We start from the raw sequence: 12,583 nt of genomic DNA, 5'->3' as shown, positions 1-12,583 counted from the left end.
ACGACTTTTTACTGTCTTTGGCACACAAATACCACTCAGCCTCACGAACGCCAAACTCATTTAACGTGGCAATGTATTTTTCAGCCGCCTCATCAACTTGATTCTGTTCTACTGTGCCATCATCATTACGAGTGTAGTAAATTTCTAATGTGCCCGCATTCGGTACACTGTGGCTGTCACCTTGAAGATAACTGTCATCGAGACCATCATAGCCATTAGGTTCAAATTGCGCATACATCGATGATATTATGTTATTTTTCTGCAATATTGCCGCAAGCGATAACTCCACCCGCTCACGACTTAAAGGATCTTTTTTTGAGGTTTGTTCCAGTAAGCCTGCAAACGAAAAGGGAACCCGATAAGCTTCATTGATAAATCCAGCAATACGCTCACCATACTCACCCGCTCTTGCTGAAAGTTTGTCATTAATCTCTTGCTGTAACGCAACCTCAACCTCTGCAGCCAAGCTGCTATTCTTATCTTTTAACCCTAGCCATAAACTTAAAGAGAGTGTAATTACTGTGGCAACAAATAACGCCGAGGTGATCCATAACAACTTTGACTTAATGGATAATGCCTTCATTCAATTGAGCTCCCGCTTTAGTATTAATTTTCAGATACAATAAAGTGTAGTCAGCTTTAAAGATTAAGTATGAGTGAGATATAAAAAATCCCGTAAAAACGGGATTTTATTGATTATTTTGACAAAAAGAGCCGTTATTTAAACACTGCCTGAAATGTCGAATCCATAATCGCAAGACCAGTATCAATTTGTGCATCTGGCGCAGTTAATGGCACCAGCACTCTAATCACGTTACCGTAGGTGCCACAAGACAATAAAATCAGTCCGCGGTTACGTGCTTCAGTTAAAATCTTACCGCTGTACTGCGGAGCAGGTTCACCATCTTCCATTAACTCTATGGCGATCATTGCACCCAATCCACGTACATCAGCAATTTGCGAATACTTAGCCTGCATATCCGTTAATGCCGATTTAAGCCGATTACCGACTTCATTAGCGCGAGTTAATAACTGCTCTTCTTCAAACACTTCAATAACAGCTAACGCAGCAGCACAAGCAATCGGGCTGCCACCATAAGTGCCACCTAAACCACCTGCGGTTACTGCATCCATGACTTCTGCTTTACCGGTAATACCCGACAGTGGAAAACCACCGGCTATAGACTTGGCAAAGGTAGTAATGTCTGCGGCTACACCCATTTGCTCCATCGCAAAGAAAGTACCAGTACGACCAGCGCCGGTTTGTACTTCGTCCGCAATTAACACAATGCCATGGTTGTCGCACAATTCACGTAAGCGCTTCATAAATGATGGCGTAACGGCATAAAAGCCACCCTCGCCTTGCACAGGTTCTAATATAATTGCAGCAATATCTGCAGGCTCGGCATCATTCTTAAAAATACGTTCAATTGATGCCATAGCATCATCTTCAGACACGCCATGCATTTCACAAGGAAATTCAGCCCGGAACACGTTGGCAGACATTAAGCCCATGCCTTTACTGTACGGTGCGACTTTGCCAGTTAATGCTAGCGCAGCAATGGTTCGACCATGATAGCCAGAGGTAAATGCGATAACGCCTGCTCGTTTTGTATAAGCACGGGCTACTTTAACTGCGTTTTCGACCGCTTCAGAACCACTGGTAAATAAGGCGGTTTTTTTAGCAAAATCGCCTGGCACTAAATGGTTAAGTTTTTCACATACCGCAATGTAACTTTCGTAACCCAACACCATAAAACATGTGTGAGAAAATGCATCTAGCTGCGCTGCCACAGCCGCTTTAACTTTAGGGTGCAAATGGCCAGTATTGAGTACCGCAATACCACCGGCAAAGTCGATATATTCACGACCTTCAACATCCCATACAGTGGCGTTTTCAGCACGTTCAGTAAAGATTGGGTGTATTTGTCCAACACCTTGAGCCACTGCCGCTTGGCGACGAGCCATTAGTCCATCATTTGTTTTAGTCATAGCCCGCTCTCTTAAACTGACATGCAGATATATTTCATTTCAAGGTATTCATCGATACCAAACTTAGAACCTTCGCGGCCTAATCCAGACGATTTAATACCACCAAATGGCGCCACTTCTGTTGAGATTAATCCCGTGTTAACGCCCACCATACCGTATTCAAGTGCTTCTGCTACTTTGTACACCAGTGAAATATCACGGCCATAAAAGTAAGCGGCTAAACCAAACTCAGTGTCGTTAGCTTGTTTAATCACATCATCTACTGAGTCGAATTTGAATAGCGGTGCTAATGGGCCAAAAGTCTCTTCTTTGGCAACTAGCATCGATTTATCAACGTCACGTAAAATGGTTGGTTCAAAGAAAAAACCGCCTAAGCTATGTGCTTTACCGCCAGTGACGATACTTGCGCCTTTAGCAACCGCATCGGCTAAATGACGTTGTACTTTGGTCACTGCATCGGCATTAATTAATGGCCCAGTAGTCACACCGTCATCAACACCATTACCTACATTTAGTTTAGCAACTGCAGCTGCGAACTTTTGCGTGAACTGCTCATACACACCAGCTTGAACATAAATACGGTTGGCACACACACAGGTTTGGCCTGCATTGCGGTATTTAGCAATCATTGCGCCATCAACGGCGGCATCAATATCGGCATCATTAAAAACAATAAACGGTGCATTACCACCTAATTCCAATGACAGTTTTTTAAGTGTTGGAGCACATTGCTCCATTAACTTAATCCCTACCGCAGTTGAGCCGGTAAATGATAACTTACGCACAATAGGGCTTTCACATAAAGCATTACCAATCGCAATCGCATCTCCAGTGATAACACTAAACACGCCAGCAGGAATACCCGCACGATGTGCAAGCTCAGCTAACGCTAATGCGGTAAATGGCGTTTGCGGCGCAGGTTTAACGACCATAGTACAACCGGCTGCTAGTGCAGGCCCCGCTTTACGGGTGATCATCGCAGCAGGGAAATTCCACGGGGTAATCGCCGCAGTCACACCAACAGGTTGTTTAATAACAGTCAGTCTTTTATCTGCTTGATGACCAGGAATGGTATCACCATAAATACGCTTAGCTTCCTCAGCAAACCATTCGATAAACGAGGCGGCATAGGTTACTTCACCTCTTGATTCTGCCAGCGGTTTACCTTGCTCGGTCGTCATCATCAACGCTAGGTCTTCAGCATTTTCATGCATTAACTCAAACCAACGGCGTAACTTTTGGCTACGATCTTTGGCAGTCAGCGCGCGCCATGCAGGTAAGGCATTATTGGCTGCAGTAATGGCTGCTTCGGTTTCTGTTTTGCCCATAACAGGCACATTACCGATGATTTCTTGAGTTGCAGGGTTGGCGATCGCAACCGTTTCGCCGCTGTTAGCACCCACCCATAGGCCATCGATATAACATTGTTCATGCAATAAGCTTGGATCATTTAAAATCACAATGCGCTCCTACTAAATTCTAATAAAACTCAGTTAATCATTGATTAATCAATCGTTAACAGCCAGCTGGTAATCAACTGATGGTTATATGCCAAACTTGTCACGTAACGTGTAATACCACGCACCTAAGGCACTAAACGGCACTCTAAGTGCGTGCCCGCCAGGAAATGGATAATGTGGTAATGCGGCAAAGGCATCAAAACGTGTGGCTTGGCCATTAAGCATTTCGGCAATTAACTTACCTGCTAAATGAGTATAGGTAACCCCATGACCGCTACAGCCTTGTGAGTAATAAATATTATCCCCAATGCGGCCCACTTGCGGCAGGCGCGATAACGTCATTAAAAAGTTACCGGTCCAAGCATAGTCAACTTTAATCCCTTTTAACTGCGGGAAAGTCTTTAATAGTTTAGGCATAATCAAGGCTTCAACGTTGGCCGGATCGCGAGCACCATAAACCACGCCGCCACCAAAAATAAGGCGTTTATCACCAGTAAGGCGGTAATAATCTAATAGGTAGTTACAATCTTCAACGCAATAGTCTTGCGGTAATAGACTCGCAGCCATTTCATCTGACAATGGTTCAGTGGTAATCACTTGAGTACCACAAGGCATTGATTTAGCTTGTAGCTCTGGCAGCAATTTGCCTAAATAAGCATTACCAGCCACCACCACAAATTTACACTTAACCTGGCCTTGAGCAGTGTGCACAACCGGTGACGCACCGTCATCCACTTTAATAACTGCTGAATCTTCAAAAATCAGTCCACCAAGTGATTCCACCGCACGAGCTTCACCTAATGCAAGGTTGAGAGGATGAATATGGCCACCGCTTTTATCGAGTAAACCACCGACATATAAATCGGTATTAACCACGTTGCGAATGCCATTCTGGTCGAGTAACTCTAACTGGTTGTTATGACCATGAGCTTCCCATAATGATTTTTGACTCTGTAAATGGCCCATTTGCTTGGCATTCATGGCGGCAAAAACACCGCCATCTTTTAAGTCGCAATCAATGTTGTATTTGGCAATACGGTCACGAATAATCTGACCACCTTCAAATGCCATTTGACCAAATAGCTTGGCTTGTTCTTTGCCGACAACACCTTCAATCGAATCAATGTCGCGACTAAACGAATTGACAATTTGGCCGCCATTTCGACCAGATGCTCCCCAGCCAATTCTGGCCGCTTCAAGCACCACAACTTTCATGCCGCTTTCTAATAAATGTAACGCAGAAGACAACCCTGTATAGCCCGCGCCAATAACACAAACATCTGTTTCAATTGTAGATTCTAAGCGAGGACGTTCGACTTTATCATTAGCCGATGCAGCATAATATGAACTAGCATGAGGTGTGGCGGACATAGCGCTTCCTTTAAAGGTTCAAAACGTAATTCAACTCACTCATCCTACACTTATGCAAATTTAAAAACTAGCATTAATCGCGTAATTTTTGACACTTTGTTGAATATATTAAACACCCGTGTCAGCAGAATATAGCAAATAGATTACCGAAAAATAAAAAGCCACACTGACATCAGCATGGCTTTTACATTGTGTTTATTGAGTATTGTTATTCCATCGCAATTTTAGCTTTTTTCTCTGCTCGGCGGGCAAAATACCAAGACAAGAAAGCCACTAAAGATACCGCTAAAATAATAATCGTCGCGAGTGCGTTAATCTTAGGTGAAACCCCTAAGCGAACTGACGAAAATACCACCATAGGCAAGGTTGTAGAACCAGGGCCAGAGGTAAAGCTGGCAATCACTAAGTCATCTAACGACAAGCTAAATGATAACAACCAACCGGCAATGAGTGATGGCGCTATCATTGGTATGGTGATTAAAAAGAAGGTTTTTAATCGCGTTGCACCTAAGTCCATCGCCGCTTCTTCTATCGACAAATCCAGTTCACGCAGTCTTGACGACACGACCACTGCAACATAAGCAGCACAGAAAGTAGAGTGGGCAATCCATACCGTAAACATCCCGCGCTCAGTGGGCCAGCCAAAGGTTTCTGACATTTGTACAAATAACAGTAACAACGACAAACCAGTGATAACTTCTGGCATAACCAAAGGTGCGGTGATCATGTTAGACAAGGTTAACTTAGCCCATGAGCGTCTAAAACGAGTCATCACAAACGCTGCCATCGTTCCAATAATCACTGCCATGGTAGAGCTGTAAAAGGCAATACGTAAACTGGTCCAAACTGCATTTAATATCTGCTGGTCCTGAAATAGCTCGCCATACCATTTAGGCGAAAAACCTCCCCACACGGTAACCAGTTTTGAGTCATTAAATGAATAGATGACCAAAATAAGCATTGGCGCATATAAAAATATCAACCCAACCCACAACATCACTTTAGAGAAACTTAAGTTCTTCATACGTCGCTCTCCATGCTGCGTGACTGATAACGGTGGAACAAAGTAATTGGGATAATCAATAACGCTAGCATCACAATCGCTAATGATGAAGCTACTGGCCAGTCGCGGTTATTAAAGAACTCTTGCCACAACACCTTACCAATCATTAATGAGTCTGGACCACCAAGCAGTTCAGGAATAACAAACTCACCCACGGCAGGGATAAAGACCAACATAGAGCCAGCGATTACACCGCCCATTGATAATGGCAGAGTAATTTTCCAGAAAGTATTGATACTGCTAGAGCCTAAATCGGAAGCGGCTTCTAGTAAGCTTAAATCCAATTTAACTAGGGTGGCGTAAAGCGGCAAAATCATAAACGGCAAATAGGCGTAAATGATACCGATATATACTGCAAAATTAGTATTCAGCATTTGGATTGGTTCAGAAATAACCCCTAACCAAGTCAAGGCGTTATTAATTAAACCGTTGTTACTTAAAATACCCATCCATGCGTATACACGGATCAAAAATGAGGTCCACGACGGCAACATCACCAGTAACAGCAATACCGCCTGCATTTTTACGGGGGCGCGGGCAATGGCGTAAGCCATCGGAAAACCAAGCACCAAACAGCCAAGTGTAGCAACAAATGCCATTTTCAATGAGGTTAAGTACGCCATGTAATACATTGAATCTTGCAGTAACAACAAATAGTTACCCAGATTAACGAATATATTTAGCGCCTCATCAACATAATTAAACGTTGGCTCGTACGGTGGAATCGCAATCGCAGCAGTCGAAAAGCTCAGCTTTAATACAATGGCGAACGGTAAGGCAAAAAACAGTAACAACCATAGGTAAGGGATACCCATGGTGAGATGTCGGCCTTTGAATATTTTCAATGGATTATTCATGAGTTTAATACAACCCCGCTGGTGTCTTCCCAACTGATGTAAACCTCGTCTTCCCACGTTGGGTGATCGGCACGGCGTTCACGGTTAATCATTGAGCATTGAACAATTTGGTTGTTTTTTAACTTAATGTAATACACCGACAAACCACCAAGATAGGCAATGTCATGCACTACGCCGTGAGCCCAGTTATATTCACTTTCAGGCTTTTGGCGGGTAATAATGGTTTTTTCTGGTCGTAGGGCCAAGAATACATTTTTGTTTTCTAGACTGGTTGAAATACCGTGACCAATGTAAAACTGCTGCGATAAAGTCGGCGATTTAATAATCGCGTGGTCAACTTCATCTTCAATAATTTCACCTTCAAATAAATTAACCGTACCAATAAACTCTGCAACCATGCGACTCGCTGGCGACTCATAAATATCCATTGGGCTGCCTGTTTGGGCTATCCAACCTTCATGCATAATCGAAATACGTCCGGCCATGGTCATGGCTTCTTCTTGGTCATGGGTTACCATCACGCAGGTAACACCTACGGCTTCTAAAATATCGACCACTTCTAACTGCATTTGAGTACGCAGCTTTTTATCTAATGCGCCCATTGGCTCATCAAGTAATAATAATTTAGGTCGCTTTGCTAATGAACGAGCTAAGGCGACACGCTGACGTTGACCACCTGATAACTGATGCGGTTTACGTTTACCGTATTTGTCCATGTGCACCAGTTTAAGCATTTCTTTAACGCGCACAGCAATATCAGCCTTCGGCATTTTGTCTTGTTTCAATCCAAAAGCGATATTCTGTTCAACCGTCATGTGCGGAAATAAAGCATACGATTGGAACATCATATTAATAGGGCGTTCGTACGGTGGCATATCAGTAATGTCGACACCATCAAGAAAAATACGCCCTTCTGTTGGCTTTTCAAAACCCGCGAGCATGCGTAACAAGGTTGATTTACCTGAACCTGAACCACCCAGTAGTGCAAATATTTCACCACGGTTAATGGTTAACGAGACGTCGTCTACTGCGCGCACATCATCGAAAAGTTTGCTGACACGCTCAATTTTGAGCAGCACTTTATCTTGCGTCTTTGTGGTTGGTTTATTAGTGACGCTCGAGGTGTTTACCATAATACTGCTCCGCCTTTTGGAGTATGCGTACCGCAACAGAACAGCCTGTTTTTGGGCACACGTAACAATCTGTTAAAGTGGCAAAATTAGCCAATAAATACATCAATACTGCTATAAAAACAGGGCGAGAGGGCTCGCCCTGAGTGCTAGTGAGTTAGGTTATTGACCTGACTTCACTTTGGTCCATGCACGCGTTACTACACGTTGAATTTTTAATGGACGAATATCGCCAATGTACAACTTATCAATTACCGACTGTGGTGGGTAAATGGCTGGGTCGTTACGAATCGCTTCGTCAACTAAGGCTTGTGCTGGAACGTTAGGGTTAGCATAAGCAACATAGTTGCTGATAGGTGCAATCACTTCAGGGCGAAGTAAATAGTTAATCAGTTTATGGGCGTTATCTACGTTAGTGGCATCTTGTGGGATGGCTAACATATCAAACCATAAGTTGGCGCCTTCTTTTGGAATAGAATAGCCAATCTTATTACCGTTGCCGGCTTCATCAGCACGTGCAGCAGCCTGGAATACGTCACCAGAGAAACCAAACGCGACACAGATATCACCGTTAGCTAAGTCAGAAATATAGCGTGATGAATGGAAGTAAGTAACGTAAGGACGCACTTTTTCCAGAACTTCGGCGGCTTTTTCATAATCAGCAGCATTTTTACTGTTTGGATCTAAGCCTAAGTAAATCAGAGCTTGAGGCAACATGTCGTCGGCAGAATCAAGCATCGAGAAACCACATGAGCCAATCTTTTCAGCATACTTAGGGTTAAAGATAAGCTCTAAAGAATCAAATGGCGCATCTTCACCCAATACGGCTTTCACTTTTTCGATATTATATCCAATACCGTTAGTGCCCCATAAATACGGAATTGCGTGCTCATTGGCCGGATCAGCTTTTTGTAGCTGTTTCATTAAATCAGGCTTTAAGTTGGCATAATTAGTCAACTTAGCGCGATCGAGCTTTTGAAATGCCCCCGCTTTAACTTGCTTAGCTAAAAAGTGATTCGACGGAACAACAATGTCATAACCGCTATGGCCAGAAAGCAATTTCGCTTCAAGTACTTCATTACTGTCAAACACGTCATAAATGACATGAATCCCGGTTTCTTTCTCAAAATTGGCTAAGGTATCTTCGGCAATATAATCCGACCAGTTGTACATTTTAACCACTTCCTGAGCCTGAATAGCGGTGCTTGAAAACACACCCGCAGTAATTAAGGCCAATGTGGATAGTTTGTTTGATAGCTTCATACTTTCTCCCTGTTGGATAATGGTCAGAATGGTACTGACATTCGTTTTTTTCGCTAGGTCTTACCAGCGTGTAAAATCTTCTTTTTAATAAAAGAAATTATCCAATGCTACAACTTAACTATGCATCGGTATGGTTAACGCGACATTACTTGTTTCCTTCAGCGCGAATTTTATCAAAAACATTTCCGATTACTAGATCGTAGAAATGCAATTGGTTAAAAAATCACTATATTGCAATAATCATTCAGTAACGGGACGTCATCCCATGTTTTTTACGTGTTGATAAGTATCATTTAACGCCTGCGTTGCTTTCGCAACTAACTCGTCAATCTCAGCATGACTAATGGTCAATGGCGGTGAAATAATCATAGTGTCGCCAACGGAGCGCATCACCAAACCATGGGTGATACACGCATCGCGGCAATATGTTCCAACGCCGACGTTGGCATCAAACCGTTGTCGTAACGATTTATCTTTAACTAACTCGATGGCCGCAACTAAACCCACGCCGCGCACCTCACCCACTAATGGATGTTCGGCCAATTGTTGTAAGCGCGACTGTAAATACGGCGAGGTATCATTAGCCACACGTTCAACTAATTTTTCTTGTTCAATAATACGAATATTTTCTAATGCAGCAGCTGCGGCAACTGGATGACCGGAATAAGTAAAACCGTGGGTAAATTCACCGCAGTCTTGCTTAATAACCTCAGCCACTTTGTCTGACACAATCACCCCACCCATTGGCACATAACCCGATGTCATGCCTTTGGCGATGGTGATAAGGTCGGGCTGCAAATCAAAATACTCAGCCGCAAACCACTTTCCGGTGCGCCCAAAACCGCTGATCACTTCATCAAGAATAAATAAAATATCGTATTTGGCTAAAATTCTTTTTATTTCAGGCCAGTAAGTTGATGGAGGAATAATCACCCCACCTGCACCTTGAAAAGGTTCGGCAATAAAAGCAGCAACGTTGTCTTCGCCAAGCTCTATAATTTTGGCTTCAAGCGCTTGCGCAGTTTTCAAACCAAATTCTTCTGGGGATAAATCTTTACCTTCGGCATACCAATAAGGTTGCGCAATATGCACTACGCCAGGAATAGGTAAATCACCTTGTTCATGCATGCCCGACATACCACCTAAACTGGCACCCGCGACAGTAGAACCATGATAAGCATTAACCCGACTAATAATGGTTTTCTTGCTTGGTTTGCCTTTTAAATCCCAGTAACGTCGTACCATGCGTAAGTTGGTGTCGTTTGACTCAGAGCCAGACCCAGTAAAAAACACATTGTTCATGTGCGCAGGGGCAAGGGAAGCAATTTTTTGCGCTAATTCAATCGCTGGAGGATGAGAACATTGGAAAAAACTATTATAAAAAGGCAGTTTTTGCATTTGCTTGCTGACAGCATCCACAATTGACTGCCGACCATAGCCCACGTTGACACACCATAAGCCTGCCATGCCATCTAGCAGTTTATGACCCATTACATCCCACAGATACACTCCCTCAGCCCGTTCTATCACCCGCGTGCCCTTTACGGCTAACCCCTTTGAATCGGTAAATGGGTGAATAAAATGCTGTTTGTCTGCAGCTTGTAGACGCTCAAGCTTGTGCTGCTGGCTCATCGCATCTGTCGATAATGGGTTTGTCATACAGGTATCCTTTCAAACAGATAGCAAATCCGTTGGTATTTGCTATCTGTTGTTATCCACATACATTAATAATGTAGGCCAACGCGCCCAACCATCATTACACCGTTAGTAATAAGAACTCACGTTCCCACGAACTCACAACGCGTCTAAAGTTTTCAAGTTCAGCTTGTTTTACCGCCACAAAACCAGTGGTAAAAGATTGACCTAAATACTCAATACAAGCATCGCTGCTTTGCATCGCCACTAAGGCTTCTTCTAAGGTCAACGGTAAGCAGTTTTCGTTATTAGTACGGCTTTCGTTCGACTTACCGGTCACAGGTGTAGAAGGTTTTAAGTCGTCAACCATACCGATATAACCACATAACAAACTGGCCGCGATTGCGAGGTAACAGTTAGCGTCGGCCCCCGGAATACGGTTTTCGATACGACGATTTTGTGGTGATGATTCAGGAATACGTAAGCCACAAGTACGGTTTTCCACGCCCCATTCCAAGTTTACAGGTGCAGAAGTCCCCGGTAAAAAGCGACGGAAAGAGTTAGCGCTTGGCGCCATTAACGGTAGCAATTCAGGAATGTACTGTTGTAAGCCAGCAATATAGCTGAGGAATAATTTACTTTGAGTACCATCATCTTTAGTGAAAATGTTTTTACCGGTTTTAATATCCAGTACGCTCTGGTGAATGTGCATCGCACTGCCAGGTTCATCAGTAACGGGCTTAGCCATAAAGGTGGCGCATACATCATGCTTTAATGCGGCCTCTTTCAATGTGCGTTTAAAAATGAACACCTGATCGGCTAATGACAATGCATTACCATGGCTGAAGTTAATCTCCATTTGTGCAGGACCATCTTCATGGATCAAGGTATCAATATCTAACCCTTGGATTTCACACCAGTCATACATGTCTTCAAACAGAGGATCGTATTCGTTAGCAGCATCGATAGAGAAAGACTGACGGCCAGCTTCAGGACGACCAGAGCGACCAATAGGTGGTTTAAGCGGTAAATCATGATCGTCAGAACGTTTAGTCAGATAAAATTCCATTTCTGGCGCAATAACGGGTTCCCAACCTTTATCTTCATAAAGCTTAAGTACTTTCTTCAACACATTACGCGGTGACAATTCTATTGGATTGCCCATACGATCATAACAATCGTGAATAACCTGCGCGGTAGCTTCAACAGTCCATGGCAACATAAACACGGCATTTTCGTCTGGAACACAGACAAAATCGATATCGGCATCATCGAGAAGTTGATAATAAACCTCATCATCAATGAAATCTCCAGTGACTGTTTGCAATAGCACGCTCTCAGGTAAACGCATGCCTTTTTCTGATACAAACTTATCTACTGGAGCAATTTTGCCACGTGCGATACCAGTCATATCACTGATAACACATTCTACTTCGGTAATTTTTTTGTCTTTTAAAAAAGCGATTAACTTATCCATTTTTATCTCACTTGTGTTGCCGCATGTTGTCTACAGGCTTGTCCGAATGCTTCGAAAATTGCAGTGTAGAATGCATTTTCGGTTACTTTCCATTCTGGATGCCATTGGACTCCTAATGCAAAATTTTTAGCATTTTTAACAGAAAATGCTTCTACTAATCCGTCTGGAGCGAATGCTTCTGGCTGTAACCCCTCACCTAGACGCTCCACGCCTTGAGTATGAACAGAGTTAACCTCTGCTGTGTCACAGCCCCATGCATCGTGAAGGAGCCCGCCAGCAACCAGGTTAACTGGATGCGAAATACCATATTGCACATCTAATGGGGCTTTCTTATC

At 43.4% G+C, this 12,583-nt stretch carries 10 protein-coding genes and 1 pseudogene; all 11 read right to left on the bottom strand.

Annotated features, from left to right (window positions below):
* Positions 1-583, bottom strand: a pseudogene (locus CXF78_RS04845) (methyl-accepting chemotaxis protein); the annotation flags it as partial.
* A gap of 134 nt (positions 584-717) precedes the next feature.
* A complete protein-coding gene (gene gabT, locus CXF78_RS04840; RefSeq protein WP_011638449.1) occupies positions 718-1,992 on the bottom strand; it encodes a 4-aminobutyrate--2-oxoglutarate transaminase in 1,275 nt (424 codons plus the stop codon).
* Between the two features lie 11 nt (positions 1,993-2,003).
* Positions 2,004-3,452, bottom strand: coding sequence for an NADP-dependent succinate-semialdehyde dehydrogenase (gene gabD / locus CXF78_RS04835; RefSeq protein ID WP_102036141.1), 1,449 nt, complete (start codon positions 3,450-3,452; stop codon positions 2,004-2,006).
* 84 nt (positions 3,453-3,536) lie between these two features.
* Entirely contained in the window at positions 3,537-4,823 is a 1,287-nt protein-coding gene (locus CXF78_RS04830; RefSeq protein ID WP_102036140.1) for an NAD(P)/FAD-dependent oxidoreductase, read from the bottom strand.
* A 208-nt stretch (positions 4,824-5,031) separates the two neighbouring features.
* Complete coding sequence (locus tag CXF78_RS04825; RefSeq protein ID WP_011638452.1) at positions 5,032-5,847, bottom strand: ABC transporter permease subunit; 816 nt, start codon at positions 5,845-5,847, stop codon at positions 5,032-5,034.
* Positions 5,844-6,743, bottom strand: a complete 900-nt coding sequence (locus CXF78_RS04820; protein ID WP_102036139.1) for an ABC transporter permease subunit — start codon at positions 6,741-6,743, stop codon at positions 5,844-5,846. Before CXF78_RS04820 ends, CXF78_RS04825 begins: the two co-directional genes overlap by 4 nt.
* On the bottom strand, positions 6,740-7,876 hold the full coding sequence (potA, locus tag CXF78_RS04815; protein ID WP_011638454.1) for a polyamine ABC transporter ATP-binding protein: 1,137 nt from the start codon (positions 7,874-7,876) through the stop codon (positions 6,740-6,742). The genes CXF78_RS04820 and potA overlap by 4 nt, the downstream gene beginning before the upstream one ends.
* 159 nt (positions 7,877-8,035) lie before the next feature.
* A complete protein-coding gene (locus CXF78_RS04810; protein WP_102036138.1) occupies positions 8,036-9,136 on the bottom strand; it encodes a polyamine ABC transporter substrate-binding protein in 1,101 nt (366 codons plus the stop codon).
* Positions 9,137-9,394: 258 nt separating this feature from the next.
* On the bottom strand, positions 9,395-10,795 hold the full coding sequence (locus tag CXF78_RS04805; RefSeq protein ID WP_011638456.1) for an aspartate aminotransferase family protein: 1,401 nt from the start codon (positions 10,793-10,795) through the stop codon (positions 9,395-9,397).
* A gap of 97 nt (positions 10,796-10,892) precedes the next feature.
* Complete coding sequence (locus CXF78_RS04800; RefSeq protein ID WP_011638457.1) at positions 10,893-12,248, bottom strand: glutamine synthetase family protein; 1,356 nt, start codon at positions 12,246-12,248, stop codon at positions 10,893-10,895.
* A gap of 2 nt (positions 12,249-12,250) precedes the next feature.
* Positions 12,251-12,583: gamma-glutamyl-gamma-aminobutyrate hydrolase family protein (locus CXF78_RS04795; protein ID WP_180957051.1), on the bottom strand; the 333-nt coding region annotated here is incomplete at its 5' end.

Source organism: Shewanella sp. 11B5, assembly GCF_002836795.1.
GTDB lineage: Bacteria > Pseudomonadota > Gammaproteobacteria > Enterobacterales > Shewanellaceae > Shewanella > Shewanella frigidimarina.
Note: the sequence above shows the minus strand (reverse complement) of the source record. Positions and strands in the feature narration are given on the sequence as shown.

Bases quoted from the DNA above. Each gene is read 5' to 3' on its own strand.
- gabT (WP_011638449.1), bottom strand. From the start codon at position 1,992: ATGACTAAAACAAATGATGGACTAATGGCTCGTCGCCAAGCGGCAGTG.
- CXF78_RS04830 (WP_102036140.1), bottom strand. From the start codon at position 4,823: ATGTCCGCCACACCTCATGCTAGTTCATATTATGCTGCATCGGCTAAT.
- CXF78_RS04825 (WP_011638452.1), bottom strand. From the start codon at position 5,847: ATGAAGAACTTAAGTTTCTCTAAAGTGATGTTGTGGGTTGGGTTGATA.
- CXF78_RS04820 (WP_102036139.1), bottom strand. From the start codon at position 6,743: ATGAATAATCCATTGAAAATATTCAAAGGCCGACATCTCACCATGGGT.
- potA (WP_011638454.1), bottom strand. From the start codon at position 7,876: ATGGTAAACACCTCGAGCGTCACTAATAAACCAACCACAAAGACGCAA.
- CXF78_RS04810 (WP_102036138.1), bottom strand. From the start codon at position 9,136: ATGAAGCTATCAAACAAACTATCCACATTGGCCTTAATTACTGCGGGT.
- CXF78_RS04805 (WP_011638456.1), bottom strand. From the start codon at position 10,795: ATGACAAACCCATTATCGACAGATGCGATGAGCCAGCAGCACAAGCTT.
- CXF78_RS04800 (WP_011638457.1), bottom strand. From the start codon at position 12,248: ATGGATAAGTTAATCGCTTTTTTAAAAGACAAAAAAATTACCGAAGTA.